At 69.4% G+C, this 26003-nt stretch carries 21 protein-coding genes and 1 other RNA gene; 3 read left to right on the top strand and 19 right to left on the bottom strand.

Translation table 11 applies throughout. The features are described from left to right. Nucleotides 1-20: 20 nt before the first annotated feature. Genes OCH7691_RS07575 through OCH7691_RS07510 form a run of 14 tightly spaced genes read right to left on the bottom strand, consistent with a single transcriptional unit; the run spans nucleotide 21 to nucleotide 15601 of the window. A complete protein-coding gene (locus OCH7691_RS07575) occupies nucleotides 21-1058 on the bottom strand; it encodes a cell division protein FtsQ/DivIB (RefSeq protein ID WP_139839575.1) in 1038 nt (345 codons plus the stop codon). After that, nucleotides 1046-1957 carry a D-alanine--D-alanine ligase gene (locus OCH7691_RS07570; RefSeq protein WP_085882734.1) on the bottom strand — a complete coding sequence of 304 codons (912 nt, stop codon included), beginning with the start codon at nucleotides 1955-1957 and terminating at the stop codon, nucleotides 1046-1048. The genes OCH7691_RS07575 and OCH7691_RS07570 overlap by 13 nt, the downstream gene beginning before the upstream one ends. Continuing rightward, on the bottom strand, nucleotides 1954-2895 hold the full coding sequence (murB, locus tag OCH7691_RS07565) for a UDP-N-acetylmuramate dehydrogenase (RefSeq protein WP_085882733.1): 942 nt from the start codon (nucleotides 2893-2895) through the stop codon (nucleotides 1954-1956). Before murB ends, OCH7691_RS07570 begins: the two co-directional genes overlap by 4 nt. Beyond that, nucleotides 2892-4316 (bottom strand): UDP-N-acetylmuramate--L-alanine ligase, encoded by a 1425-nt coding sequence (murC, locus tag OCH7691_RS07560; RefSeq protein ID WP_085882732.1) that lies wholly within the window; start codon nucleotides 4314-4316, stop codon nucleotides 2892-2894. Before murC ends, murB begins: the two co-directional genes overlap by 4 nt. Continuing rightward, nucleotides 4313-5467, bottom strand: coding sequence for an undecaprenyldiphospho-muramoylpentapeptide beta-N-acetylglucosaminyltransferase (gene murG / locus OCH7691_RS07555; protein ID WP_085882731.1), 1155 nt, complete (start codon nucleotides 5465-5467; stop codon nucleotides 4313-4315). The genes murC and murG overlap by 4 nt, the downstream gene beginning before the upstream one ends. Beyond that, the gene (gene ftsW, locus OCH7691_RS07550; RefSeq protein WP_085882730.1) at nucleotides 5464-6588 is read right to left on the bottom strand and encodes a putative lipid II flippase FtsW; all 1125 of its coding nucleotides are present in this window, start codon (nucleotides 6586-6588) and stop codon (nucleotides 5464-5466) included. Before ftsW ends, murG begins: the two co-directional genes overlap by 4 nt. Further along, a complete protein-coding gene (gene murD, locus OCH7691_RS07545) occupies nucleotides 6585-7985 on the bottom strand; it encodes a UDP-N-acetylmuramoyl-L-alanine--D-glutamate ligase (protein ID WP_085882729.1) in 1401 nt (466 codons plus the stop codon). Before murD ends, ftsW begins: the two co-directional genes overlap by 4 nt. Nucleotides 7986-7990: 5 nt before the next feature. Further along, nucleotides 7991-9079: a phospho-N-acetylmuramoyl-pentapeptide-transferase gene (gene mraY, locus OCH7691_RS07540; protein WP_085882728.1), complete on the bottom strand. Its 1089-nt coding sequence runs from the start codon at nucleotides 9077-9079 to the stop codon at nucleotides 7991-7993. Between the two features lie 9 nt (nucleotides 9080-9088). After that, nucleotides 9089-10513 carry a UDP-N-acetylmuramoylalanyl-D-glutamyl-2,6-diaminopimelate--D-alanyl-D-alanine ligase gene (locus OCH7691_RS07535; RefSeq protein WP_085882727.1) on the bottom strand — a complete coding sequence of 475 codons (1425 nt, stop codon included), beginning with the start codon at nucleotides 10511-10513 and terminating at the stop codon, nucleotides 9089-9091. Then, a complete protein-coding gene (locus tag OCH7691_RS07530) occupies nucleotides 10510-11967 on the bottom strand; it encodes a UDP-N-acetylmuramoyl-L-alanyl-D-glutamate--2,6-diaminopimelate ligase (protein WP_085882726.1) in 1458 nt (485 codons plus the stop codon). Before OCH7691_RS07530 ends, OCH7691_RS07535 begins: the two co-directional genes overlap by 4 nt. Continuing rightward, the gene (locus OCH7691_RS07525) at nucleotides 11954-13750 is read right to left on the bottom strand and encodes a peptidoglycan D,D-transpeptidase FtsI family protein (RefSeq protein ID WP_217807845.1); all 1797 of its coding nucleotides are present in this window, start codon (nucleotides 13748-13750) and stop codon (nucleotides 11954-11956) included. Before OCH7691_RS07525 ends, OCH7691_RS07530 begins: the two co-directional genes overlap by 14 nt. Next, the gene (gene ftsL / locus OCH7691_RS07520) at nucleotides 13750-14172 is read right to left on the bottom strand and encodes a cell division protein FtsL (RefSeq protein WP_085882725.1); all 423 of its coding nucleotides are present in this window, start codon (nucleotides 14170-14172) and stop codon (nucleotides 13750-13752) included. Before ftsL ends, OCH7691_RS07525 begins: the two co-directional genes overlap by 1 nt. Next, the gene (gene rsmH, locus OCH7691_RS07515; protein ID WP_085882724.1) at nucleotides 14169-15140 is read right to left on the bottom strand and encodes a 16S rRNA (cytosine(1402)-N(4))-methyltransferase RsmH; all 972 of its coding nucleotides are present in this window, start codon (nucleotides 15138-15140) and stop codon (nucleotides 14169-14171) included. Before rsmH ends, ftsL begins: the two co-directional genes overlap by 4 nt. Further along, complete coding sequence (locus tag OCH7691_RS07510) at nucleotides 15137-15601, bottom strand: division/cell wall cluster transcriptional repressor MraZ (RefSeq protein WP_176244958.1); 465 nt, start codon at nucleotides 15599-15601, stop codon at nucleotides 15137-15139. Before OCH7691_RS07510 ends, rsmH begins: the two co-directional genes overlap by 4 nt. A 265-nt stretch (nucleotides 15602-15866) precedes the next feature. Between OCH7691_RS07510 and OCH7691_RS07505 the strand changes: the two genes are divergently transcribed. Then, nucleotides 15867-16661: a hypothetical protein gene (locus tag OCH7691_RS07505; RefSeq protein WP_085882722.1), complete on the top strand. Its 795-nt coding sequence runs from the start codon at nucleotides 15867-15869 to the stop codon at nucleotides 16659-16661. Nucleotides 16662-16725: 64 nt separating this feature from the next. Here OCH7691_RS07505 and rnpB read toward each other — a convergent pair. The 4 genes from rnpB to OCH7691_RS07485 all read right to left on the bottom strand — a co-directional run bounded on the left by rnpB (nucleotide 16726) and on the right by OCH7691_RS07485 (nucleotide 19558). Beyond that, nucleotides 16726-17118, bottom strand: an RNA gene (rnpB, locus tag OCH7691_RS07500) — RNase P RNA component class A. A 34-nt stretch (nucleotides 17119-17152) separates the two neighbouring features. After that, nucleotides 17153-17902, bottom strand: coding sequence for an N-acetylmuramoyl-L-alanine amidase (locus tag OCH7691_RS07495; RefSeq protein ID WP_085882721.1), 750 nt, complete (start codon nucleotides 17900-17902; stop codon nucleotides 17153-17155). A gap of 2 nt (nucleotides 17903-17904) precedes the next feature. Beyond that, on the bottom strand, nucleotides 17905-18780 hold the full coding sequence (locus OCH7691_RS07490) for a DMT family transporter (protein ID WP_085882720.1): 876 nt from the start codon (nucleotides 18778-18780) through the stop codon (nucleotides 17905-17907). Nucleotides 18781-18805: 25 nt separating this feature from the next. Next, nucleotides 18806-19558, bottom strand: a complete 753-nt coding sequence (locus OCH7691_RS07485) for a TerB family tellurite resistance protein (RefSeq protein WP_085882719.1) — start codon at nucleotides 19556-19558, stop codon at nucleotides 18806-18808. Nucleotides 19559-19909: 351 nt separating this feature from the next. On the opposite strand from OCH7691_RS07485, the gene OCH7691_RS07480 reads away from it, so the two are divergent. Both OCH7691_RS07480 and OCH7691_RS07475 read left to right on the top strand, forming a co-directional pair. Beyond that, complete coding sequence (locus tag OCH7691_RS07480) at nucleotides 19910-23539, top strand: hydantoinase B/oxoprolinase family protein (protein WP_217807844.1); 3630 nt, start codon at nucleotides 19910-19912, stop codon at nucleotides 23537-23539. A 182-nt stretch (nucleotides 23540-23721) separates the two neighbouring features. Next, the gene (locus OCH7691_RS07475; RefSeq protein WP_085882717.1) at nucleotides 23722-24795 is read left to right on the top strand and encodes a porin; all 1074 of its coding nucleotides are present in this window, start codon (nucleotides 23722-23724) and stop codon (nucleotides 24793-24795) included. Here the strand turns inward: OCH7691_RS07475 and OCH7691_RS07470 are convergent. Continuing rightward, a complete protein-coding gene (locus OCH7691_RS07470; RefSeq protein WP_085882716.1) occupies nucleotides 24792-25859 on the bottom strand; it encodes a fatty acid desaturase family protein in 1068 nt (355 codons plus the stop codon). The two genes, OCH7691_RS07475 and OCH7691_RS07470, sit on opposite strands and share 4 nt — an antisense overlap. Nucleotides 25860-26003 lie beyond the last annotated feature (144 nt).

The raw sequence follows: 26003 nt of genomic DNA, 5'->3' as shown, positions 1-26003 counted from the left end.
TGTTGCATCTGCACTGCTCACTACGTGTCTTTCCCCGGTTGGCGCCGCACCGCCGCCGCATCGGGCGTCAGCCGGACGAAGACCCGCCCGGGCACCCTGAGATCGATGGCGAGCAGGTCGCGGGCGAGAATCGCGTCGTCGGCCTCGAGAAGCGCGAGGCGCAACCAGGCCTCCTTCATGCCGTCCTCGGGCAGCTTGACGATGATCCCGTTGTCGAGTTGCAGGTCCCAGCGCCGGTCGCGGACACGGATCGCGTTGCGGACCCGGGCGAACAGCTCCGGCTTCTCGGCAAGCTGGTCGAACAGCTTCGCCGCGACCGCCTCGGCGCCGCCGCCGACGACCCGTGGCAGGAAACGGAACTCGGCCGGATCGGACTTCACGATCACGCTGCCGTCGCGGCTGATCAGCACCGTCTGGCCCTCGTGCTGCCAGCGGGCGAACGGCCGCCGTTCCTCCAGGCGGATATGCACGCTGTCGGGCAGCCGGCGCTCGACGCTCGCCGAGCGGACCCAGCCGAGCCGCTCGATGCGCTGGCGGATCTCGTACGGGTCGATGTCGAAGATCGGATCGCCCCGGGCGACGCCGACGGCGCGCAGGATGTCGTCGGCATCGGTCCGCCGCCGGCCTTCCACCGTGACGTCGCGCAGCACCAGCCCGGCCCGCATCATGCCGGCCCGCAGCGTGTCGTTGGCGGCCGCGCCCATGCGGTCGACATAGCCGCCCTGGTAGAGCAGGTAGCCGCCACCGGCCACCCCGCCCGCGACGACCAGCACGGAGGCCGCGACGAGCGTCGGCGCCAGCCAGCGCGGCGCCGGGCGCTTGCCGCTGCCGCGCCGGGTCGGCGTGCGCCGGTTGTCGCGCTTCGTCGCCGTCGGCACCTTGCGCGGCGCGTTCGGCGCGGCCGGCTTCGCGACCCGGAGTTTCGGTTCGGCGCGCACCGGCACGGCCCGGGTCTTGGGCTTGCGCCCGGCCCGGGTTCCGCTCCCGGCCGACGTCTTGCCCCGGGTTCCGCGACCGGTTGCCGACCGGCCGGTGATCATCGCCATCAGCGATCGCATCCCGCGTCCTCCACCATCCATGCGACCAGCGTCTTGAAGTCGATGCCGCGCGCGGCGGCGATTTCCGGCACCAGGCTGAGCGGCGTCATGCCGGGCTGGGTGTTGATTTCCAGCAGGTAGAAGCCGCGCTCGCCCGCCCCGCCGGTATCGTCGAAGCGCAGGTCGGCGCGGCTCACGCCCCGGCAGTGCAGCGCCCTGTGCGCGCGGAGCGCGATGTCGAGCGCCTCGGCATAGTCCGTCTCGTCGAGCGGCGCCGGCATCAGATGCTCGGCCTTGCCGCCGGTATATTTCGCCTCGTAGTCGTAGAAGCGGCCGAGCGGGCGGATCTCGACGGCGCCGAGCGCCTCGTCGCCCATCACCGCGACCTGGATTTCCCGGCCGGGAATGTAGCGCTCGACCAGCACCTCCTCGCCGAAGGGCCAGTCGGCATCGGAGAAACTCTGGTTGTCGCCCTCGAAGACGAGGCTGACGCCGACGCTCGATCCCTCGTTGAGCGGCTTGATGACATAGGGCACGTCGGGCGTCCGGCCGGCGGCCAGCGCCTTGCGCGTGGTGACCTCGCCCTCGGCGCAGCGGAGCCCCGCCGCGGCGAACAGCGTCTTCGCGACCGGCTTGTTCATCGCCAGCGCCGAGGCCATCACACCGGAATGGGTGTAGGGGATGCCCATGATCTCCAGCAGGCCCTGGATCGTCCCGTCCTCGCCGAACCGTCCATGCAGCGCGTTGAAGCAGACATCCGGGGCAAGTGCCTGCAGATGGCTGCTTACGTTGCGGTCGACGTCGACCGGGGTGACCCGGTAGCCGGCTTCCGTCAGCGCCGCGACACAGGCGTGCCCGCTCACCAGCGAGACCTCGCGTTCGGTCGACCAGCCGCCCATGAGCACCGCGACATGCTTCATGCGACCGTCCTCCCCGGCTTGTCGGCGAATTCGCCGACCCGCTCGATCTCCCAGCGAAGCTCGACCGCGTATTTCTCGAAGACCCGGCGGCGAACTTCCTCGCCCAGCCCCTCGAGGTCGGCGGCGGTCGCCGTGCCGGTGTTGATCAGGAAATTGGTGTGCTGCTCCGACACCATCGCGCCGCCACGGCGCAAGCCGCGACAGCCGGCCCCGTCGATCAGCTCCCAGGCCTTGCGACCCGGCGGATTGGCGAAGGTCGAGCCGCCGGTACGCGCGCGGATCGGTTGGCTGGCCTCGCGCTTCGCCTGGATCTCGGCCATGCGGGCCTCGATCGCGGCCGGGCTGTCGCTCCCGCCGCGCAACCGGGCCGAGATGAAGATCCAGTCGCCCGGCACACTGCTGTGGCGGTAAGTAAGGCCGAGCTCGTCGGCGGCGAGTTCGTGCCGCCCGCCCTGCCCGTCGAGGGCGCTGGCGGAGACCAGCACGTCGCTGATCTCGCGGCCGTAGGCGCCAGCGTTCATGCGCAGCGCGCCGCCGATCACGCCCGGAATGCCGCTCAGGAATTCGAGCCCTGCCACGCCTGCCCGGGCGGCGCTGCGGGCGACGGTCAGATCCTGGGCCGCGGCGCCGGCGACGATCTCGCCGTCGGCGATCGCGATCTCGGCGAAGGCCGGCCCGAGGCGGACGACGACACCCCGAATGCCACCGTCGCGGATCAGCATGTTGGTGCCGACGCCGATCACGGTCACCGGCACGTCGGCCGGGCGTCCGGCGAGGAAGGCGGCGAGATCGTCGGCATCGGCCGGCTTGAACTGGACCTCGGCCGGGCCGCCGACGCGGAACCAGGTGAATTTTGCAAGCGGCACATCGGCCCGGTAGCTGCCGCGCACCGCCGGCAGCCGGTCGATCAGTCCGCTGTTCCGTTCGAGGGCCATCATGCGGACGCCTCTTTCGCGGTCAGCCGGGTGAGGTCCTCGGGCAGCGCATTGGCCCATGCCGAGATCGAGCCGGCGCCGAGGCAGACCACGACATCGCCCGCTTCGGCTTCCTCGGCGACGACCCCGGCCAGCGCGGCCGGACCGTCGAGGCCGCGGACCCGGCGATGGCCATGGGCGCGAAGGCCGTCAATCAGCGCCTGCCGGTCGACCCCTTCGAGCGGCGCCTCGCCGGCGGCGTAGACATCGGTGACGACGACCGAGTCGGCGTCATTGAAGCAGCTGCAGAAATCCTCGAACAGGTCGCGCAACCGGCTGTAGCGGTGCGGCTGGACGACGGCGATCACCCGCCCCTCGTAGGCCTGGCGCGCGGCCTTCAGCACGGCCGCGATCTCGACCGGATGGTGGCCGTAGTCGTCGATGATGGTGACGCCGTTGACGATCCCGGTCCGGGTGAAGCGGCGCTTCACGCCCTCGAAGCCGGCCAGCGCGCCCCGGATCACCTCGTCGGTGAAGCCCATCTCGACGCCGACGGCGACCACGGCGAGCGCGTTCAGGACATTGTGCCGGCCGGGCATCGGCAGGCCGAGGCCTTCGATCCGGCGCGGCCCGCCGGGCAGGCGGTCGCCGATCTCGGCGGCGAAGCGCGAACGGCCCTCGGCGAAGTCGACATCGACGCCGCGCACGTCGGCCTGCGGCGAGAAGCCGTAGGCGAGCAGGCGGCGGTCGGAAATCCGGCCCATCAGCGCCTGCACTTCCGGATGATCGAGGCAGAGCGCGGCGAAGCCGTAGAAGGGAATATTCTCGACGAAGGCGCGGAAGGCGTCGCGCACCTTGTCGAAGTCGCCGTAGAAGTCGAGATGCTCCGGGTCGATGTTGGTGACGACCGCGATCGTCGCCGGCAGCTTGGTGAAGCTGCCGTCGGATTCGTCGGCCTCGACCACCATCCATTCGCCCTCGCCGAGCCGGGCATTGGTGCCATAGGCATTGATGATGCCGCCGTTGATCACGGTCGGATCGAATTCGGCGCGGTCGAGCAGGGCCGCCATCAGCGAGGTCGTGGTCGTCTTGCCATGCGTGCCGCCGACGGCGATCGACCATTTCAGGCGCATCAGTTCGGCCAGCATCTCGGCCCGGCGGACGACCGGGACATGGCGCTCGCGGGCGGCGCGAACTTCCGGATTGTCGCGCTTCACCGCGGTCGAGACGACCACCACCTTGGCCTCGCCGACCTGCTCCGCGGCATGCCCCTCGAAGACCCTGACGCCGAGCGTCCGGAGCCGCTGTACGTTGGCATTCGCGGCCATGTCCGAACCCTGCACCTGGTAGCCCAGATTGTGCATGACCTCGGCGATGCCCGACATGCCGATGCCGCCGATGCCGACGAAGTGGATGAGCCCGATATCGAGGGGAAGCGCTCTCATGCGGCCACCATCGTCCGGGTCACGGTGCTCTGGCGGCCGAGCCGGGATTGCTCCGGCAGCAGTTTCTCGACCAGGTCGGCCAGATCGCGGGCGGCCTCCGGGCGGCCGGCGGAGCGGGCGCCATCGGCCATCTCCTGCAGCGATTCCGGGTCGCTGAGCAGGGCCTCGAGGGTCTGGCGGCAGGAATCGATGGTGAACTTGTCCTGTGGCATCACCCAGGCGCCGCCGGCCGCGACGAGCGCGCGGGCATTGGCGCTCTGGTGGTCGTCGGTGGCATGCGGATAGGGCACCAGGATCGACGGCCGGCCGGCGACCGCCAGTTCCGAAACCGTCGAGGCGCCGGCCCGGGTGATCGCGAGGTGGCAGGAGCCGAGCAGCGCCGGCACGTCGCTGACGAAGCTCGCCAGGTCCGCCGTGATCCCGAGATCGCGATAGCGCTGGCGGACCGCCTCGAGGTCCTCGGCCCGGCATTGCTGGGTGATCCGGATACGCCGCCGCATCGCCTGTGGCAGGCGGCCGAGCGCCTCCGGCACGATTTCCGAGAAGACCGTCGCGCCCTGGCTGCCGCCGAGCACGAGCAGGCGGAGCGCGCCGCCGTCGCCCGGCGCGGTATAGGGCAGCGCGCGAACCGCGGCGATCGCCTGGCGCACCGGGTTGCCGACCAGCACGACCTTGGCCAGATCGTCCGGGCGCACGCCCTCGATGGTCTCGAAGCCCGTCGCGATCCGGGTCGCGCGCGGCGCCAGCAGGCGGTTGACGCGGCCGAGCACGGCATTCTGTTCGTGCAGCACCGTCGGCCGGCTGCCGCGCGTCGCCGCCAGCATCGTCGGCAGCGACGGGTAACCGCCGAAACCGACCACCGCGACCGGATCGAGGCGGCGGATCAGGCGGCGGGCGAGCCGGTAGCCGTTCACGATCGCGAGGCCCGCCCGCAGCTTCGCCCCGAGCCCGGGGGACGAGAAGGTGCCGGCCGGCAGACGGTGGACGGTGACGCCCGGGAACAGCGCCTCGTAGCGTTCGCCGCGCGCATCGGTGGCAAGCGCCACCTGCCAGCCGCGCGACTGCAGTTCGACGGCAAGCGACTGTGCCGGCAGGACGTGGCCGCCGGTGCCACCGGCGGCGAGCAGGATGGTCCGCCCGATTTCGCTCATAATTCCGCTCCCAGGCCCGGACGGCGGCGGCCGAACGCCAGCACCATGCCCATGCAGAAGGCAAGCGCCAGCAGCGAGGAGCCGCCGTAGGAAATGAACGGCAAGGTCATGCCCTTGGCGGGCATGAGCCGCAGGTTGACGCCGATGTTGATGATCGCCTGCAGGCCGAACTGGGTGAGCAGTCCGACGCTCGCGAGCATCACGAAGAAGTTCTTGCACTCGAGCAGACGGAGGAAACCGCGCAGCACGATGAAGGCGAAGATCGCGACCACCAGCAGGCAGATGAAGAGACCGTATTCCTCGGCGACGACGGCAAAGATGAAGTCCGTGTGGGCGTCCGGCAGGACCGCCTTCACGGCACCCTCGCCGGGCCCGCGCCCGAACAGGCCGCCGGCATGGAAGGCCTCCATCGCGCGGTCGATCTGGTAGTTGTCGCCGCCGGTCGGATCGAGGAACCGGTCGACCCGGCTGGTCACGTGGGGATAGAAGGCATAGGCGCCGACCGCGAGCCCGATCCCCATGATCGCGAGGCCGACGACCCAGATCAGCGGCAGGCCGGCGATGAAGAACTGGCCGAACCAGACCACCGAGATGACCAGCGCCATGCCGACGTCCGGCTGCAACAGCAGCAGCGACAGCACGACCGCGAACAGGGCCATGCAGATCGCGTTGCCGGGCAGGCCGCCGTCGCGGCGCTGTTCGGCGAACATCCAGGCGGCGACGACCGCGAAGGCGGGCTTCAGGAACTCGCTCGGCTGCAGGGTGAAGCCGCCGAGCCAGATCCAGCGCTGGGCGCCCTTGACCTCGGCGCCGATCACCAGGGTGAGCGCGGTCAGCGTCAGCGCGCCCAGGAACACGAGGCAGGCAACCCGGCGGACCCAGAGCGGCGAGAGCAGCGAGACGGCGATCATCAGCGCCACCGCGAACGGCAGATAGGCGAGCTGGCGGCGCACGAAATGGAAGCTGTCGAGGCCGATCCGGTCGGCCACGCCGGGGCTCGCGGCAAGCGTCATCAGGGCGCCGAACAGCACCAGCGCGAGAATGCAGAGCAGGGTCCAGCGGTCGACGGTCCACCACCAGTGGCCGACGATCGAACGGTCGACGCGGCTGATCGCGCTCATCGGCCGGCCTCCGTCTCACAGGCTTCCGGCAGCGCCGCGACGGCTGCCCGGAAGGCCTCGCCGCGGGCCTCGAAATTGGCGAACTGGTCGAACGAGGCACAGGCCGGCGACAGCAGCACGACCGCATCCGGCTCGCCATCCGCCCGCGCCGCGCGCCACGCAGCCTCGACCGCGCGGGCCAGCGTGCCGGAAATCTCGGTCCGGACCCGGCGGCCGAGGAAGCCGGCGAAATCCTCCGCCGCCTCGCCGATCAGCCAGGCGCCGCGGATGCGGTCGAAATAGGGCGACAGCGGATCCAGGCTCTCGCCCTTGGCGCGGCCGCCGGCGATCCAGTAGATCGTCCCGTAGCTGGCCAGCGCCCGGGTCGCGGCGTCGACATTGGTCGCCTTGGAATCGTTGACGAAACGGATGCCCTCGCAGCGCCCGACGATTTCCTGCCGATGGGCAAGGCCGGGATAGCTCAGGATGCCGTCGGCGACGGCGCCATGCTCGAGCCCGAGCGAGAGCGCCGCGGCGGCCGCGGCGGCGGCGTTCTGCCAGTTGTGGCGTCCCGGCAGGGCACGGGCGTCCTTCAGCTCGGCCATCCATTCGGCGCTCTGGCCGCGTCCGTCGAACAGCATCCCGTCGACCACGTAGACGCCGCCGTCGAGCCGCCGGCCGACGCCGATCGGCACCACCGGCCCGCTGGCCCGGCGTTCGAGATCGCGGCGGATCCCGTCCGTGGTCCGGTCATCGACACCGACCACGGCGACCTGGTTTCCGGACTGGCGGGCGAAGATCTTGCGCTTGGCCGCGAGGTAGCCGGCCATCCCGCCATGGCGGTCGAGATGGTCGGGGCTGATGTTGAGCAGCACCGAGACGTCGCCCGACCAGGACGGCGCCAGGTCGAGCTGGTAGCTCGACAGTTCGAGCACATGGATGCCGGCACCGTCGAGCGGATCGAGCGAGAGCACCGGATCGCCGAGATTGCCACCGACCGCGACGCTGTAACCGGCCTCCGCCAGGATATGGCCGAGCAGCGCGGTCGTCGTCGACTTGCCGTTGGTGCCGGTGATGCCGACGCGCCGGGCCGGCAGGTCCTGGCGCAGGAAGAGCTCGACGTCGCCGATGATCTCCTGGCCCGCGGCCCGGGCCCGGTCGACCACCGGGTGCGGCGTCGGACCGTGCAGCGGCACGCCGGGGCTCAGGACCAGCGGTCCGTCGGTCGGCCAGTCGGCGCCGGCCGGGTCGGCGAGCCGGTATCCGGCGGCGGCGGCGGCGGCGCAGCGACCCTCGTCGTCGTCCCAGAGCACGGGCCGGGCCCCGCCCGCGGCAAGCGCGGCGGCGGTCGAAAGACCGCTCTTGCCGAGCCCGAACACGGCAACGTCCCTGTTGCGATAGCTGTCGATCACGATCATCGGCGCTACCGCAGCTTCAGGGTGGCAAGCCCGGCCAGCGCCAGGATTACCGCGATGATCCAGAAGCGGATGACGACGGTCGATTCCGCCCATCCCTTCTGCTCGAAATGATGATGCAGCGGCGCCATCCGGAAGACCCGGCGGCCGGTCATCTTGAACGAGGCGACCTGGACGATCACCGAGACCGTCTCCAGCACGAACAGGCCGCCGATGATCGCCAGCACCAGCTCGTGCTTGGTGACGATGCTGATGGCGCCGAGCGTGCCGCCGAGCGACAGCGAGCCGGTGTCGCCCATGAAGACCATCGCCGGCGGGGCGTTGAACCAGAGGAAGCCGAGCCCGGCGCCGACCAGCGCGCCGCACAGCACGGCAAGCTCGCCGGCGCCGGGAACATAGTGGATCTGCAGGTAGTTCGAGAAGACCGCGTTGCCGACCAGGTAGGCGATCAGCGCGAACGAGGCGGCCGCGATCATCACCGGCACGATCGCCAGGCCGTCCAGCCCGTCGGTCAGGTTGACCGCGTTCGAGGCGCCGACCAGCACGAAGACGCCGACGATCAGGAAGAACCAGCCGAAGTTGATCAGCACCGTCTTCAGGAACGGGATGGCGAGCCCAGACGAGAGCGGCGCGGGCATGAAATACATGATCCAGGCGGTCGCCGCGAGGGCGATGGCGGCCTCGGCGATGAGCTTGATCCGGCCCGGCACGCCGCGGACATTGTGGCGGCTCACCTTCAGGTAGTCGTCGGCGAAACCGATCGCGCCGAACCCGGCGGTGACCATCAGCACGGCCCAGACGTAGGGATTGGAGAGGTCGCACCAGAGCAGGCTGCCGGAGCCGACGCCGAGCAGGATCAGGAAGCCGCCCATGGTCGGCGTGCCCTGCTTGGCGATCAGGTGCGAGCTTGGCCCGTCGTCGCGGATCGGCTGGCCGGCATGCTGCTTGCTGCGCAGCCAGTCGATGATCCGCTGGCCGAACAGGAAGCAGACAAGGAGCGAGGTGATGGTCGCGCCGCCGGTCCGGAAGGTGATGTAGCGGAACAGGTTGAGGACCCCGAAATCGTCCGCGAAGGGGGTGACGAAATTGTACAGCATCGGCCGCCCCTACCCGTTCGCCCGCATCTCGGGGGCATGCCCGAGGTGCAGCAGCGCTTCGACGATCGGCGCCATGCGGCTGCCGAGCGATCCCTTGATCAGCACCACGTCGCCGGAATGAACGCCGTGCAGCACGCGGTCGCGAAGCTTCGCGGCGTCGCCTTCATGGGCGGCCAGCCTCTCCGGCGGCAGCGCGCTGGCGAGCGCGGCCATGTTGGCGCCGCAGAGAAAGACCTGGTCGACGCCGGCCTCGAGCAGCGCCGGCGCGAGCTCGGCGTGGAGCCGTCCGGCATTGGCGCCGAGTTCCAGCATGTCGCCCAGCACCGCGACACGGCGGCCGCCGGACTTCACCTCCGATTGGCCGAGCACCGCGATCGCCGCCCGCATCGAGGCGGGATTGGCGTTGTAGCTCTCGTCGATGACCTCGAAACCGCCGCCCGCGATGATCACCCGGTGACGGCGGCCGCGGCCCTTGATCGGGGCGAGCTGGCCGAGGCTGAGCGCGGCGCGGGCGAGATCGCCGCCCATGGCCGCGACGACACCGAGCACACCGAGCGAGTTCTCGACCCAGTGCTGGCCCGGCAGGCCGACGCGATAGGCCACCGCCTGGCCGTTGACGCTGGCATGCACGCAGCTGAAGCCGGCGAACAGGTTGCTCGCCTTGAGCAGGACATCGGATTCCGGATGGCTGCCGAACGAGACGACATGGCCGATGCCGGCGGCCCTGGCCGCGTCGGCGAGGAAGTGGAAGTGCGAGTTGTCGTGGTTGAGCACGACCGTGCCGCCGGGCTCGATGCCCTCGAAGATCTCCGCCTTGGCGGCGGCGATGGCCCGCTCGCTGGCGAAGAATTCCAGGTGCACCGGCGCGATCGTGGTGATCAGGGCGACATGGGGCCGGACCATCCGGGACAGCGGGCCAAGCTCGCCCGCGTGGTTCATGCCGAGCTCGAAGATCGCGAACTCGCTGTCCTGCGGCATCCGCGCAAGGCTGAGCGGCACGCCCCACTGGTTGTTGTAGCTCGCCTCGCTGGCATGGCAGCGGCCCTGGTCGGCGAAGATCTTGCGCAGCGCCTCCTTGCTGCCGGTCTTGCCGACGCTGCCGGTCACGGCGGCGACGCGGGCGTCGACCGCGCGGCGGCGCGCGGTCCCGAGCGCCTCAAGCGCGGCCAGCGTATCCTCGACGATCAGCAGCGGCGCGTCATCCGCGACACCTTCCGGGCGACGGGTCACCATCGCGGCGGCAGCGCCACGGCGCAACGCGTCGGCGACGAACTGGTGGCCGTCACGGCTCGGCCCGTCGAGGGCGACGAACAGGTCGCCGGGCGCCAGCGTGCGGCTATCGATCGAGACGCCGGTCGCCGCCCAGTCGGCGGTCGCCGTGCCGGAGGACGCGACCACGGCGTCGCCGGCCCGCCAGAGTGCCGGGGCGGTCATTTCGCGCTCCCGCCGAGGGCCTGCGCGACCTGGCGCGCGACACTCGAATCGTCGAAGGGCAGAACCTTGTCGCCGACGACCTGGCCCTGCTCGTGGCCCTTGCCGGCGATCACCAGCAGGTCGTCCGCCTCCAGCATCCCGATGCCGGCCCTGATCGCCTCGGCACGGTCGCCGATCTCGATCGCCTGCGGACAGCCGGCCATGGCCGCCTTGCGGATCGCTGCCGGGTCCTCGCCGCGCGGATTGTCGTCGGTGAGAATCGCGATATCGGCATGCTCGGCCACGGCGCGTCCCATTTCCGGGCGCTTGCCCGGGTCGCGGTCGCCGCCGCAGCCGAAGATCGCGACCAGCCGACCCCGGCAATGGGGCCGGAGCGCCTGGAGCACGTTGGCGAGCGCGTCTGGCGTATGCGCGTAGTCGACAAAGACCGGGGCTCCGTTGCCATGCCGGGCAACCAACGCAACACGCCCCGGTACGCCCCGGAGCCCCGAAAGTGCCGCTACCGCGGAAAACTCGTCGGCATTGCAGGCCACTACCAAGCCAAGGGAACACAACACATTCTGGGCCTGAAATGCACCGACGAGCGGGAGGAACACGTCATGGACACGACCCATCAACTCGAACCGGAGAGCCTGTCCATTGCTCTCTGCCTCGACCGAGACGAGGCGGATATCCTTGCCCCGGCGGCCGTAGGTGAGAATGCGGTGGCGACGCGCCAGAGCGGCGTCGCGAAATGCCTCGAAGGCGTCGCTGTCGGCGTTCAGCACGACCGCGCCGCCCGGCGCCATGACCGCGTTGACGAGGCGGAGCTTGGCGTTCAGGTAATCCTGCGCGGTCGGGTGATAGTCGAAATGGTCGCGCGTCAGGTTGGTGAAGGCGGCGGCCGACACCCTGACCCCGTCGAGCCGGCACTGGTCGAGACCGTGGCTCGACGCCTCGAGGGCCAGATGGCTGACCTTGTCGCGCGCCAGTCCGGCGAGAATCTGGTGCACCTCGACCGGGTCGGGCGTGGTGTGGCGGAGCGGCCGCTCGCCGTCCGGGCCAAGCACGCCGAGGGTGCCGAGGCTGGCCGCGCGCCAGCCCAGCCGGTCCCAGATCTGGCGGGTGAAATTGGCCACCGAGGTCTTGCCGTTGGTGCCGGTCACGGCGGCGATGGTGCCGGGCTGCTCGCGATAGAAACGGGCCGCCATCAGCGCGAAGCGACGGCGCGGATTCTCGTCGGTCAGGCGGGCGACCGCGTCGAACTCGGCCGACACCTGCGGCGCGGTCAGCACGGCGACGGCGCCGTGGCGCACCGCGTCGGCGATATAGCTGGCGCCGTCGGCGCGCGAGCCGGCAAGCGCGGCGAACAGGTAGCCCGGCCGGATCTCGCGGCTGTCGGCGGAAAGCCCGGCGATCTCGCGGTCGGCGACAGGTCCGAGGGCGTCACCGTTGACCAAGTCAGAAAGCCGCATCCCGGCCCTCCCTGGTCTTGATCTTCACGAGCAGCGCGTTGCGGATTTCCGGCGATTCCTCGTCCGCCGGTTCGACGCCGAGGATCGGCGCGATGCGCGCCACCGTGCGCCCGACGATCGGTGCCGCGGTCCAGCCGGCGGTGCGGTAATTGTGCGTCGACTTGTTGCCCTGCGGTTCGTCGAGCATGGCGAAAACGAGGTAGCGCGGGCTGTTCATCGGGAAGGCGGCGATGAACGAGGTCAGCAGCGCGTCGCGCTTGTAGCGGCCGTTGACCGCCTTCTCGGCGCTGCCGGTCTTGCCGCCGACCACGTAGCCGACCGCGGCCGCCTTGCCGCCGGTGCCCTCGTCGACCACGAGACGCATCAGGCGGCGGACCTTCTCGGAGGTGCGCTGGCTGATCACCCGGCGACCGCTGAGCGGCGAGGCCGGGTCGCGCCGGATCAGGGTCGCCGGCAGCATGACCCCGCCATTGACCATCGCGGCGACCGCCGAGGCGGTCTGCAACGGGCTGACCGAGAGGCCGTGCCCGAAGGAGATCGTCATCGCCTCGGTCGTCTTCCAGCGCGGCGGCAGGATCGGCGCGGCCACCTCGGGCAGTTCGAGGGCCGGCCGGTCGAGCAGCCCGATCGCGCCCATGAAGGCCTGCTGGCGATCGATGCCGACATCGATGGCCATCTTCGCGGCGCCGATGTTCGAGGAATACATGTAGATCTCGGGCACCGACAGCCAGCGGTTCTTGGCGTGGAAATCGCGGATCCGGAAGCGCCCGACGCGGATCGGCTTCGAGGCGTCGTAGCCGTTCTCCATCCCGACGACGCCGAGATCGAGGGCCATCGCGATGGTGAAGGTCTTGAAGGTCGAGCCCATCTCGTAGACGCCGGCGGTGGCGCGGTTGAACAGCGCGTCCTTCGGATCGTCCTGCGGCTTGTTCGGGTCGAAATCGGGCAGCGAGACCATGGCCAGCACTTCGCCGCTCAACACGTCCATGACGACGCCGGTGGCGCCGACCGCCTGGAAGTCGGAAACCGCGCGCAGCAGCTCGTCGCGGAGCGCGTGCTGGACGCGGAGATCGAGCGAGAGCGTCACCGGTTCGCCGCCGCGCTCGCCAGTCAGCGAGCCGTCGAAGGTCCGCTCGATCCCGGCGATGCCGTGATTGTCGACGTCGGTGAAGCCGACGACATGCGAGACCAGCCGCCCTTGCGGATAGACGCGACGCTCCTCCGGCTCGAACTCCAGTCCCGGCTCGCCCAGGCGGTTGACCTCGAAACGCTGGCGCGGCGTCAGGTGGCGCTTGATCCAGATGAACTTGCGGTCGCTCGACAGATCCGCCTCGAGCCCGGCGAGGCTGAGTTCGGGCATGATCCGGTTGAGCGAGCGGGCGAGCGTCTTCGGGGCGTCGATCTTGCGCGGGTTCGCGTAGAGCGACCAGCTCGCGATATTGGCCGCCAGCAGCTTGCCGTTGCGGTCGTAGATCGCCGCCCGGCTCCGGGTCGGCTCGGCGGCGACCGAGCGCATCGCCGCGTAATTGCGGACGTCCTCGCCCTGCATCAGAGTCAGGCCGACCAGACGGATCGCGATCACCGAGAAGCAGACGGCGAACAGCACGCCGGCCACCACAACCCGGTTGCGGCCCTGCTCCAGGGTTGCCTTGGCGCCGCCTTCGAGGCGCAGCGTCAGGTTCGGATCGAGCCCGAAGCCGAAGCCCCGGCGCTTGCGTCCGCGCGGCGGCAGGGCCATCGCGGACCCGGCCTGCAGATCGGGAGAACGGCCGAGCGACACCATCAGCGCCTCTCCCCCGTCGCGAGATGGTAGGCGACCATGCGGGCCGCCGCGCCCGGCTGGTCGCCGCCGATCAGCGGCGCCCGGCTCGGCTTGTCGCGCGGCACCGGGACGCCGTCGATGGAATCGAGCTCGTTCTCGTCACGATCGAACGGGCGGAACGGCAAACGATCGATCTCGGCCACCTGGGTCGCCGCGATCGGCTGGTAGTCGAGATATTGCGTCGCCAGTTCCTGCAGGTATTCCGGGCGGTTCAGATAGCTCCATTCGACCCGCAGCACCTCGATCGCGTCGCGGCTGTCGGCGATGCCGCCGTTCAGGCTGCGAAGCCGGTCCTCGAGATGCTCGACCTCGTACTTCAGCTCGTAAAGCCCATAGGCCGCGCCGACGACGACGACGGTGGCGAAGACAACCAGCCCCCTCATGCCGCGTCCTCCAGCGGCCATGACGGGGCGCTTGTCCGCACCGCCGCGCGCAGGCGCGCCGAGCGGGCCCGCGGATTGCGCGCCGTTTCGCCGGCCCCCGGCTTCGTCACGCCGCCATGCAGCAGCTCGAAGCTCGGCGCCTGTGCCGGCGGCAAGTCCGGCTGGTGGCGGGACGGCCGCCCCGCAAGCCCGGCGCGGGCGATCAGGAACCGCTTGACGATCCGGTCCTCAAGGCTGTGGAAGCCGACGACGACAAGCCGGCCGCCCGGACGGAGCAGCCGCTCGGCCGCGGCGAGGCCACGCTCGATCTCGCCGAGCTCGTCATTGACGTGGATGCGGAGCGACTGGAAGGTCCGCGTCGCCGGGTGGATGTCGCCGCTCTTGCGGACCACGCGGGCGACCAGCGCGGCGAGCGCCCTGGTGGTCCGGATCGGCGCCTCGGCCCGGCTCGCGACGATGGCACGCGCGACGGCGCGCGACCGGCGTTCCTCGCCATAGCGGTAGATGATGTCGGCGAGTTCGCCCTCGGACAGCTCGTTGACGATGTCGGCCGCGGTCGGCCCGTCGGCGCCCATGCGCATGTCGAGCGGGCCATCCTTGCTGAAGGAGAAGCCCCGCTCCGCCTGGTCGATCTGGAAGGACGAGACACCGAAGTCGAAGGCAACCCCGTCGATCGCCTCGATGCCGAGGGCGCCGAGCAAGCGCTCCATGTCGCCGAAGCAGCCCTCGACGAATTCGAGACGGTCGCCGAACTCGGCTGCCAGCGCCTCGGCCCGCGGCCGGGCGGCCGGATCGCGATCGATACCGACCACGCGACAGCGTGCCGCCTCCAGGATGGCGCGGCTGTAGCCGCCGCCGCCGAAGGTGGCGTCGACGTAGACGGCCCCATCGCGGGGCGCGAGCGCCGTCACCACTTCCCCGAGCATGACGGGCTCGTGCCCAGGCGCCTGACGAGCGCCGGCGGTCATGCGCCGCTCCCGCCGGGCGGCGTGATGCGCGACAGCTGATCGCGGCGGCTCTGGGCGTTGCGCCGGGCCTCCTCGAGGCGACGCTGGAAGGCGGCCGGCTCCCAGATGTGGAAGGTATCGCCACGGCCGGCAAAGACGCATGAATCCGAAAGCCCGGCGTGGATCCGCAGGTTCTCCGGCAGCACGACGCGGCCCTCGTTGTCCCAGGACATCTCCTCGATCTGCGACAGCAGCGCGTCGGCGAAGTCGTCGAAATCCTGCGACAGCGGGTTGAACTTCCCGATCGAGGCCTGCAGTTCGCGGATCGGGCCGATGCCTGAGCAGACGATCGAGGGCGAGGTCGGATGGGGATAGGCGTAGATCACCGAATCCTGGGCTTCGGACAGAATCGCGCGATAGCGCGCGGGCACGGAAACCCGCCACTTCTTGTCGATCCTGTTGGTGAAATTGGAAACAAACACCGTTTCCGTCCCGACTTGAGCCCTACGAACGCCCCCACCCTCCGGTCCGGCCCGACATGACATGGGCTGCGGATGGGATCATTTGGGATAGCATGGTACGACATGGGGAGTCAATGGGAACCACCCCTAAATCCTTGGGTTTCCGCGGCACCAAATGGCTAAAATTGAAGGTAAATCCAACATCCGAAAGCAGCTCGCCATCCCCCTTGCAGAACAGCCATAATCAGTCGCCATGGTATTACTTGGACAACAGTGTGTTCGTATTATGTTCTTTTTCGCGGCGGCCGATTTCGGCGCCGGGGCGAAGTCGGGCGCCGTCGCGGCGACGCCGTTCGCGAACCGTCGCCGCCCCCGCCTCGGGATCCCGGCCATCCTGCTTGCGGTCGTCCTGGCACTCCTCGGATCGGTTGCGCCCCCATCGTCGCGGGCGATCGCGGCCGGGACACCCCCGGACTCGGGCCTGGAGGGGCTCGCCCTCGACCGTCTCCACTGGGGGATGCCGGCTGGCGCGGTCCGGGCCGCCTTCGGCGAGCGTCTGCGCGAACTTTCCCCACCCTGGCGCTATGGCCCGATGCGGGCGCCGTTCGCCCTGCTCGACCAGCCGCTTGCCGGTCAGCGCTTCGACGTCATCCTGCAGATCGACGAGGCGAGCGGCGGCCTGCGCCAGGTGATGATGCAGCGGCGCCGGGGCGCCATGGCGCTTCGCGACTACCTGGAGATCGTCGCCGCGCTCGAGGCGGCCTATGGCAAACCGACGCGGATCTGCGGCGAGACCAAGGCCGAGGGCGATCCGCTTGCCGCCTGGATGACGTGGGAATCAGCCGGGGAATCCGCCGCCGCCCGCGCCCTGCCGGCCGGCACGACCCTGCATGCCACCTTTCTCGATTTCGTCACCTCGTCGATATTGGAGGAGGATCCCAATATCGACCGCGACCCGCTGGTGCCCTTCTACAAGACCCGACGCAACAACCGGCAGGCGCTGCCGCGCCGGGTGATCGTCCGCTATCACGCGGCCGACGACATCGCGCTCGCGCCGAGGGAGCCCTGCGTCGCACCGTAGGGGCGCGAGGCAAGACCCTGCCCGATTGAGGGGAGCAGCCCAGCGAAGCGGACGGAAGAGCGGGCGGACCAGACGGCCTGTAAGCCGGGTTCTGTCCCTGCAAGCAGGGGATGGCCATTCATCTGGGACGATCGTCGCCGACCGCCTCCTGCAACCAACCCGGGCGACGGTGCGGAAATGCACCCGCGGCCGGGATCGCTCCCGCCGCCGGCCGCCCCTATTCGGTTTTGCTCCCGGTGGGGTTTGCCATGCCGCCCCTGTTGCCAGGCGCGCGGTGCGCTCTTACCGCACCCTTTCACCCTTGCCCGGCGATCCGAAGACGGCCGGGCGGTTTGCTTTCTGTGGCACTTTCCCTGGGGTCGCCCCCGCCGGGCGTTACCCGGCACCGTATTTCCGTGGAGCCCGGACTTTCCTCTGCCGACGCTCACGCGCCGACAGCGGCCATCCGGCCGTCTGGCCCGGAACTGACTTACGCCGCGCCCGTCCCCCGGTCAAGCCGGCCCGTCAGGCAACCTGTCGAGGAGGTGATGGATGAGCGAGCGGGTCTCGCCATCGGCGATCCCGTCCACCCCGGACTGTCGCCAGTGGCGCTGGAAGGCGGTAACGACCGCCCCGGTCGGGGTGTCGTAGAGCCCGGTCCCCTCGACGCGATAGCCGAGGCCGCCGAGGGCCAGTTGCAGGTCGACGACCGCCGCCCCCGATGCCCCGGGGCCGAGCGCTTCGGCATGCGGCGACGGCGCGAAATCCGGCGCCGGCCAGAGCCCGAGACCAAGGCGCGCGAGCCTCGCCCAGTCGAACAGCTCGCCGGGATCCTGCTTCCGCTCGGGCGCCACGTCGGAATGACCGATCACCCGGTGGGGCGGGATCCCATGGCGCGCGACGATCGCGATCGCCAGTCCGTCGAGCGCCCGCATCTGCGCCTCCGGGAACGGCCGGTAGCCGAATTCGTGGCCCGGGTTGACCAGTTCGATGCCGACCGAGCGGGCGTTGATGTCGGCAGCCCCGGCCCACGAGGCAACCCCCGCGTGCCAGGCCCGCCGCGCCTCGTCGACCAGGGCGAAGATCCTGCCCGCCTCGTCGATCAGATAATGCGCGCTGACCTTGGCGGCCGGGTCGCAGAGCCGGTCGAGGGCGGCTTCGGCGCTCTCCATGCCCGTGTAATGCACCAGCAGGATATCGACCGGACCGCCCGGCGGGCGCGCGTCGTGGTTGGGCGAGGCCCGGCGGGTGATGTCCGTCATTGTCAGGACGCCGGCCGCGCGGAACGCGCGGAACGCAGGGTGATCACCGCGACCCCGGCGAGGGTCAGGATGCCGCCCAGAACGAGCTTCCAGGTCAGCACGTCGCCCCAGATCAGCACGCCGAAGATCACCGCGAGAATCGGCGTCAGCAGCATGTAGGGCGCGACGACCGAGACCGGGTGGCGCTGCAGCAGGAAATAGATGCAGCCATGGCCGATGATCGAGGTGACGATCGCGGAATAGGCGACCGAGCTCCATTCGAGGGCACCGGCGGAGGCCAGCGCTTCCCATTGCCCGTCTTCCAGGATCATCGAGCCGGCGAACAGCGTCGGGGCGGCGATCAGCCCCATCCAGGCCTGCAGGGTGAAGACGTCGACACCGCTGAGCGTGCGCGCGACGATGTTGTTGATCGCCATGAACAACGCCCCGGCGGCGACCAGCACGACCGCGTCGGGATGCCGGAAGGCGGTCGGGTCGAAACCGATGACGAGCACGCCGAGAAAGGCGGCGCCGATTGCCGAGGCTCGCCGCCAGCCGACCGTTTCCTTCAGCAGGACGATCGCCAGGATGGTCGCGAAGGGCACGTAAAGCTGGCTCAGGATCGCCACCGAACTGATGTCCGCCGCGCGACCGAGGCCGGAAAACATGCAGGCGAAATGCAGCACCCCCATCAGCAGCGCGATCTGCACGATCTTGCCGAACTGCTCGCGCGTCCGCACCCGTTTCATGAACGGGACCAGGAGCACCGCCATCAGGCCGAACCGCATCGAGGTGAAGAGGATCGCCGGGAAATGCTCGACGCCGAACTTGCCGGCAATGAAGTTGAAGCCCCAGGCGAGGTTCGCGACCATCGCGAGGAGCACGTGACTGACCGGCATGGGCGCGACCGTTTCGGCAGGGGGTTCAGGCGGCGGCGCGGCTGCGCATCACCTGGTCGTAGGCGTCGTTGATCCGGGCCAGCTTCTCGTTCGCGAGGTCGACGAATTCCTGCGGCACGCCCTGGGCGATCAGCTTGTCGGGATGGTTCTCGCGGACCAGCTTGCGGTAGGCCCGCTTCAGTTCGTCGGTCGATATCGTCGGCTCGACGCCGAGAATCTCGTAGGCATTCTCGCGGATGTCGCCGAAATGGATCGCCCGGATGCGATGGTAGGCGGCCTCGTCGAAACCGAAGATCGAGGCCACGGCGCGGAGATATTCCTCCTCCCGCTCGTGCAGGACATTGTCCGCCTTGGCGATGTGGAAGAGGCCGTGCAGCAGATCCTCGAGCACCGCCGGGTTGCCGCGGAACAGGGTCGCCACCTGGCGGGCATAGACCTCGAAGCCGGCGGTCGATTCCCGGGCCATGTTGAAGACCCGCGCGACGTTCTTGCGCTCGTGCGCGGGAATGCGGAAGACTTCCTCGAAGGCCTTGACCTCGTCGCGGGTGACGACACCGTCGGCCTTCGCCATCTTCGCGCCGAGCGCGATCACCGCGATGGTGAAGGCAATCTGCCGGGTTCCGGCCAGGTCCTCGGTGCGCGGCTTCGTGTCGAGCTCGGTCTCGTCGCCTCGAATGCGGTCGACCGCATGCCCGGCCAGTCCGCCGATCAGGGCGCCGAGCGGCCCGCCGAGGGCGAAGCCCGCCGCCCCGCCCAGTATCTTGCCCCAAATACTCATCCCGAGTCCGTCGTCGCTGGTTTCGAACGGCGAGCCTAGCAGGTGGCGGCGAGCCGTTCCAGCATGCCCCGAAAATGCCCTAATCCCCGCGCCCCGCCTCGCCCCGGCGGCAGGCGCCACGGATGCGGGCCCTGACTTTCAGTTGCATTGACGCCCCTCGCCCGACGCCTAGAATGCGCCGCGCAGCCGGACGCGGGCCAGCGGCCGATTAGGAGTCGTTTTCGGTGCCCGGTCCGGATCATAATTGCAGTTGCAACGAACGATGGATCACCCGGGGCGGCCATCCAGTCGATGTCCCGACGGCGATTGACGGCGACGAGCTTGGAGCGAGCGAGAATGGCGGAGAGCGGCATGAGCGTGGGCGAATGGCAATTCTGGATCGATCGCGGCGGCACCTTCACCGACCTGGTGGCGCGCGACCCGGAAGGCCGTATCGTCACCCACAAGCTCCTGAGCGAGAATCCCGAACGCTACGAGGATGCCGCCCTGCAAGGCATTCGCGACCTGCTCGGCGTCGGTGCCGGCGAGCCGATCCCGGCGGCCCGCGTTGGCGCCGTGAAGATGGGCACCACGGTTGCCACCAACGCGCTGCTCGAACGGAAGGGTGAGCGTACCCTGCTGGTCATCACGCGGGGCTTCCGCGACGCGCTCCGGATCGGCTACCAGACCCGCCCGCGGCTGTTCGACCTCGATATCCGCCTGCCGGAAATGCTCTACAGCGACGTCGTCGAGATCGACGAACGGATCGGCGCCCGCGGCGAGGTCGTGCGCGAACTCGACATCGACGCGGCCCGCGCCGGCCTGCGGGCAGCCTACGAGCGCGGCATCCGCGCCTGCGCCGTGGTCTTCATGCATGGCTACCGCTTCACCGAGCACGAGCGGAAGGTGGCGGCGCTGGCCCGCGAGATCGGCTTCACCCAGGTCTCCACCAGCCACGAGACCAGCCCGCTGATGAAGCTCGTCTCGCGCGGCGACACCACCGTCGTCGACGCCTATCTCTCGCCGATCCTGCGGCGCTATGTCGACCGGGTCGCGCGCGAGCTCGGCGACACCCGGCTGATGTTCATGCAGTCGAACGGCGGGCTCACCGACGCGCATTTCTTCCAGGGCAAGGATTCGATCCTGTCCGGCCCGGCCGGCGGCGTCGTCGGCATGGTGCGGACCTCCGAGATGGCCGGCTTCGGCAAGGTCATCGGTTTCGACATGGGCGGCACCTCGACCGACGTCTCGCACTATGCCGGCGAATACGAGCGGACCTTCGAGACGGAAGTCGCCGGTGTCCGCATGCGCGCGCCCATGATGCTGATCAACACGGTCGCCGCCGGCGGCGGCTCGATCCTGCATTTCGACGGCGCCCGCTACCGGGTCGGCCCGGATTCCGCCGGCGCCTATCCGGGCCCGGCCTGTTATCGCAACGGCGGGCCGCTGACCGTCACCGACTGCAACGTCATGCTGGGCAAGCTCGACCCGGCCTTCTTCCCCAAGGTCTTCGGGCCGAACGGCAACGAGGCGCTGGACGCCGATGTGGTGAAGGCGAAATTCGCCGAACTGGCCGAACGGATCCGCGCCGAGACCGGCGATGCCCGGAGCCCCGAGGAGGTCGCCGCCGGCTTCCTGCGAATCGCCGTGCAGAACATGGCGAATGCGATCAAGAAGATCTCCGTGCAGCGCGGCTACGACGTCTCGGAATACGTGCTGAACTGCTTCGGCGGGGCCGGCGGGCAGCATGCCTGCCTGGTTGCCGATTCGCTGGCCATCCGCAAGGTCATGCTGCATCCGCACGCCGGCGTACTGTCGGCCTACGGCATGGGTCTCGCCGACATCCGGGTGATGCGCGAGCAGGCGGTCGAGGCGCGCCTTGCCCCCGACCAGCTCGACGGCATCGCGACGACCCTCGACACGCTTGCCACCGACGCGCTCGCCGAGATGCGGGCCCAGGGAATCGCCGAGAGCCGGATCGCGGTGCACCGCCAGTTGCATGTCAAATACGGCGGTTCGGACAATTCCATCGTCGTCGAATGGGGCAGCCACGACGAGATCGTCGCCCGCTTCGAGGATGCCCACCGGCAGCGCTACGGCTTCACCACCCCGGACAAGGCGATGGTCGTCGAGGCCGCCGCGGTCGAGGTGGTCGGTGCCGGCGAGGCGGTCGAGGATCCGGTCGAGGCGGCCGGCGACGGCGGCCTCGACACGGTCGAACGGCTGGCGGCCCGCCCGGTCTTCATGGCCGGCGAAATGCACGACAGCGCCTTCATCGATCGCGAGGCGCTGAAACCCGGCGACCGGATCTCGGGCCCGGCGGTGATCGTCGAGGCGACCGGCACGACCGTCGTCGAACCGGGCTGGGAGGCCGAGCTGACCGTCCGCCGCCACCTTGTCCTCACCCGGGTCCAGGCGCTGCCGAAGCGGGTCGCCATCGGCACCGAGGTCGACCCGGTGATGCTGGAGATCTTCAACAACCTGTTCATGAACGCGGCCGAGCAGATGGGCACGGTGCTGGAGAAGACCGCCTATTCGGTGAACATCAAGGAACGGCTCGATTTCTCCTGCGCGATCTTCGACCTCGACGGCGAACTGGTCGCCAACGCGCCGCACATGCCGGTCCACCTGGGCTCGATGTCGGAAAGCATCAAGACGGTGATCCGGGAACGCGCCGAGACCATGAAACCCGGCGACGTCTACGTGCTCAACGCGCCCTACAACGGCGGCACCCACCTGCCCGACGTCACGGTCATCACGCCGGTCTTCGACGACGACGGCCGGCAGGTCATCTTCTATGTCGCGAGCCGCGGCCATCACGCCGATATCGGCGGCAAGACGCCGGGCTCGATGCCGCCCGACAGCCGCACGGTGGAAGAGGAAGGCGTGCTGCTCGACAACCTGCTGCTCGTCGACGGCGGCCGCTTCCTCGAGGAGGAGATGGTCGCGATCCTGTCGTCCGGTGAATATCCGTCGCGCAACCCGGCCCAGAACATCGCCGACCTGAAGGCCCAGATCGCCGCCTGCGAGAAGGGCATCCAGGAAATCCGCAAGATGGTCGGCCATTTCGGCCTCGACGTCGTGCATGCCTACATGCGCCATGTCCGCGACAACGCCGAGGCCGAGGTCCGGCGCGTGCTGGGCGTGCTCAAGGATGGCAGCTTCAGCTATCCGCTCGACGACGGCACGGTCATCAAGGTGGCGATCTCGATCGACCAGGAGGCGCGCAGCGCGCGGATCGACTTCACCGGCACCAGCCCGCAGCACCCGACCAACTACAACGCGCCGACGGCGGTCTGCATGGCGGCCGTGCTCTACGTCTTCCGCTGCCTGGTCGAGGGCGACATCCCGCTCAATGCCGGCTGCCTGAAGCCGCTGGACGTGATCATCCCGGAACCGTCGATGCTGCGCCCGCACTACCCGGCCGCCGTCGTCGCCGGTAATGTCGAGACCTCGCAATGCATCACCGACTGCCTGTTCGGTGCGCTCGGTGTCATGGCGGCCGCCCAGGGCACGATGAACAACTTCACCTTCGGCAACGAGCAGTATCAGTATTACGAGACGATCTGCGGCGGCTCGGGGGCCGGGCCGGATTTCGACGGCACCAGCGCCGTCCATACCCACATGACGAACGCCCGGCTGACCGACCCGGAAATCCTCGAATGGCGCTTCCCCGTCCGGCTCGAAAGCTTCGAGATCCGGCGCGGCTCGGGTGGCCGTGGCCGGCATAACGGTGGCGACGGGACGCTCCGCCGGATCCGCTTCCTGGAACCGATGACCGCGGCCCTCCTGTCCAGCCACCGCAAGGTCCCGCCCTTCGGCCTGGCCGGGGGCGAGAACGGCGCGGTCGGCGCGCAATGGGTCGAGCGCACCGACGGCAGCATCGAGACGCTGGAGGGCCGCGACCGCACCGACATGGCGGTCGGCGACATCTTCGTCATCCAGACCCCGACCGGCGGCGGTTACGGGGTTGCGGACGAACGCCGGGAAGCGGCGGAATAACGCCGGGCGGCCGCGCCGGGCAGGAGCAACGAAATCGGAAGGTTTTCACCATTATCACACGAATTTGTGAAAACACCTTTCCACGGGTCAGGTTGTCTTTCCTCCGCCGCTTTGTTGCCCTAAGTGGAACCTCGAAAGTCATCTCGGCCGTTCGGCCGGTACACAGCAACAGGAATTCGCCGATGTCTACCCGCTCCGTGCTTCTCGGAACCACCGCGCTGCTCGCCTCTTCCGCCCTCGCCGGTACGGCGGGCGCGGATGAGCCGATCCGGATCGGCGTCGGCGGCTACTTCTACGGGACCTTCGTCGTATCCGACTACGACAATGACGCGGGGCGCCGGTCCCGGCATCTGGCGCGCGAGGGCGAGATCCATTTCACCGGCGAGACGACGCTCGACAACGGCCTCACGGTCGGCGTCAACGTCCAGCTCGAAGCCGAGACCTGCGGCGACCAGATCGACGAGAGCTATATCTACCTGGCCGGCAACTGGGGCCGGCTGAACATCGGGTCGGAGAATTCCGCCGCCTACCTGATGCATGTCACCGCGCCGATGCCGATCCCCGGCTACGGCTTCGACGACCCGGTCTTCTCGCCGGTCGGCATCAACTTCACCACGCGCGGCGTCGACCTGACCACGGATTCCGAGAAGGTCACCTATTTCTCGCCGCGTTTCGCCGGCCTGCAGCTCGGCGCCTCCTACACCCCGGACCGTTGCGAGGAAGGCGGCTGCGGCGGCACCTACAGCGGCAGCGAGTTCGACGATTTCTCCGACGGCACGATCGGCGACGTGGTCGAACTCGGCGCCAATTACGTCCGCACCTACGGCGACTTCAAGGTCGCGGTGTCCGGCAGCTACGGCTGGGGCGACGCCGAATCCGGCGGCCCGACCCGCCAGGATCCGCGGGAATGGACGGTGGGCGGCAACCTCGGCTGGAAGCAGTTCAAGCTGGGTGCCGGCTATCGCCAGCTTGACAACCGGGGCGGCGTCTCGGGCGCGGACATCACCGAGTATACCGTCGGCGTCAGCTACGAACGCGGCCCCTGGACGACCGGCGTCGCCTTTGTCCATCGCGATACCGACGGCCTCGACAGCGCCGACGGCGTCGAGGTCGGCGCCAGCTACGCCCTCGGCCTCGGGGTCACCGTGTTTGGCGGCGTGCAATATTACGACGACGTCAACGGCGCGACCGCCGGCGGCGTCAGCACCGATGGCGACAACCTGTTCGGGATCGTCGGTACCCGCCTCGTCTTCTAGGCAGTCTGTCCCGAAGCCGGGCCCGGAGGCGATTCCGGGTCCGGATTCGGATCGGGCACCGGATCAGCAAAGATCCGGCGCAGCGTCGCCCCGACCGGCCTGACCTCGGCATCGTCCAGGAAACCGCGCGCCGCGAGCAGCGCGTGCGCCTTCGGCAGGTTGTAGTGCGGGATCGCCGGATAGAGGTGATGCTCCAGGTGGTAGTTCACCGCGTGCGGGAAGAGCAGCCAGCGGAGCGGGCCCGGGCAATGGTTTGTGCGGGCCGCCTGGCGGACCTCCGCCGGATTGGCCGGCGCGCCATGTTCCAGCACCGCCCTGAGCCTGAGCAGCACCTGGAAGATCGTCAGCAGCGGGACGACCCAGAGCAGCAGGTACTCACGCCACCAGCCGCCTGAGAGCGCAAGCCCGAGCAGCCCCGCCTGAACGGCGAGCATCGCCCATCGATCGGCCAGCGCCTGCCGTCCCAGCCGCTCCGAGGTATCGATGAGCGGCCGCGCCGCGGCGCCGGTTTCCCGGTTGAGGCCCGGCGCGCCGAAGAAATAGGCGAAGTTGCGCCAGGCGCCGAGACCGCAGAGGTCCTTGGCCAGCTTCCGGACGAGATAGAGCCGGCCACGCGGGTAGCCGGCCATCAGCGGCATGTCCGGGTCCGACGGCCCGTAGAGATGGTTGTGATGCAGCCGGTGCACGACCCGGTAGGTGCACATCGAGATGCCGACCGCGTAACCGGCCAGCCGGCCCACGATCTCGTTGGCGAGACGGCCCGAGAACAGCCGGTAATGGACCGCCTCGTGCGCGATGATGACCAGGGCATGCTGGCGCGAGGCCATGACCAGCATCGCCGGCAGGACCGTCCAGGCGCTCCACCAGCGGAGCGCGACCCAGGCGGTGACGGCGATCATCGCGACGTCGACGGCGACCGAAAGCAGCGCCTGCCGGTCGTCCAGCCGGTTCAACGCCTTGAGTTCGGCGCCGGCGAGCGCGCCGCCCCGGCCGGCGCGGAATTCCTCGCCCGCCAGGCTGCCCAGCGCCGGATCGCCGGCATCATGCCTGCCCGCCTTGTCCATGGCGCATCAGCCTATGCCGAATCCCGCGATTTGCAACCGCCGGGCGACCGAGCGGCGCCCTGTCCCCGATCAACAGCTTGCCGTTGCAGGGACTGGCAGAGCGACGAGAAACCCGCTAATCACGATTGAACGCCCAGATCCTCT

The organism is Oceanibacterium hippocampi (genome assembly GCF_900172325.1).
Classification (GTDB): Bacteria; Pseudomonadota; Alphaproteobacteria; order Sneathiellales; family Sneathiellaceae; genus Oceanibacterium; species Oceanibacterium hippocampi.
The sequence above is the reverse complement of the archived record's forward strand: the minus strand, read 5'-3'. Positions and strand labels throughout refer to the sequence as shown.

Bases quoted from the DNA above. Each gene is read 5' to 3' on its own strand.
- OCH7691_RS07575 (WP_139839575.1), bottom strand. From the start codon at position 1,058: ATGCGATCGCTGATGGCGATGATCACCGGCCGGTCGGCAACCGGTCGC.
- OCH7691_RS07570 (WP_085882734.1), bottom strand. From the start codon at position 1,957: ATGAAGCATGTCGCGGTGCTCATGGGCGGCTGGTCGACCGAACGCGAG.
- murB (WP_085882733.1), bottom strand. From the start codon at position 2,895: ATGATGGCCCTCGAACGGAACAGCGGACTGATCGACCGGCTGCCGGCG.
- murC (WP_085882732.1), bottom strand. From the start codon at position 4,316: ATGAGAGCGCTTCCCCTCGATATCGGGCTCATCCACTTCGTCGGCATC.
- murG (WP_085882731.1), bottom strand. From the start codon at position 5,467: ATGAGCGAAATCGGGCGGACCATCCTGCTCGCCGCCGGTGGCACCGGC.
- ftsW (WP_085882730.1), bottom strand. From the start codon at position 6,588: ATGAGCGCGATCAGCCGCGTCGACCGTTCGATCGTCGGCCACTGGTGG.
- murD (WP_085882729.1), bottom strand. From the start codon at position 7,985: ATGATCGTGATCGACAGCTATCGCAACAGGGACGTTGCCGTGTTCGGG.
- mraY (WP_085882728.1), bottom strand. From the start codon at position 9,079: ATGCTGTACAATTTCGTCACCCCCTTCGCGGACGATTTCGGGGTCCTC.
- OCH7691_RS07535 (WP_085882727.1), bottom strand. From the start codon at position 10,513: ATGACCGCCCCGGCACTCTGGCGGGCCGGCGACGCCGTGGTCGCGTCC.
- OCH7691_RS07530 (WP_085882726.1), bottom strand. From the start codon at position 11,967: ATGCGGCTTTCTGACTTGGTCAACGGTGACGCCCTCGGACCTGTCGCC.
- OCH7691_RS07525 (WP_217807845.1), bottom strand. From the start codon at position 13,750: ATGGTGTCGCTCGGCCGTTCTCCCGATCTGCAGGCCGGGTCCGCGATG.
- ftsL (WP_085882725.1), bottom strand. From the start codon at position 14,172: ATGAGGGGGCTGGTTGTCTTCGCCACCGTCGTCGTCGTCGGCGCGGCC.
- rsmH (WP_085882724.1), bottom strand. From the start codon at position 15,140: ATGACCGCCGGCGCTCGTCAGGCGCCTGGGCACGAGCCCGTCATGCTC.
- OCH7691_RS07505 (WP_085882722.1), top strand. From the start codon at position 15,867: ATGTTCTTTTTCGCGGCGGCCGATTTCGGCGCCGGGGCGAAGTCGGGC.
- OCH7691_RS07495 (WP_085882721.1), bottom strand. From the start codon at position 17,902: ATGACGGACATCACCCGCCGGGCCTCGCCCAACCACGACGCGCGCCCG.
- OCH7691_RS07490 (WP_085882720.1), bottom strand. From the start codon at position 18,780: ATGCCGGTCAGTCACGTGCTCCTCGCGATGGTCGCGAACCTCGCCTGG.
- OCH7691_RS07485 (WP_085882719.1), bottom strand. From the start codon at position 19,558: ATGAGTATTTGGGGCAAGATACTGGGCGGGGCGGCGGGCTTCGCCCTC.
- OCH7691_RS07480 (WP_217807844.1), top strand. From the start codon at position 19,910: ATGAGCGTGGGCGAATGGCAATTCTGGATCGATCGCGGCGGCACCTTC.
- OCH7691_RS07475 (WP_085882717.1), top strand. From the start codon at position 23,722: ATGTCTACCCGCTCCGTGCTTCTCGGAACCACCGCGCTGCTCGCCTCT.
- OCH7691_RS07470 (WP_085882716.1), bottom strand. From the start codon at position 25,859: ATGGACAAGGCGGGCAGGCATGATGCCGGCGATCCGGCGCTGGGCAGC.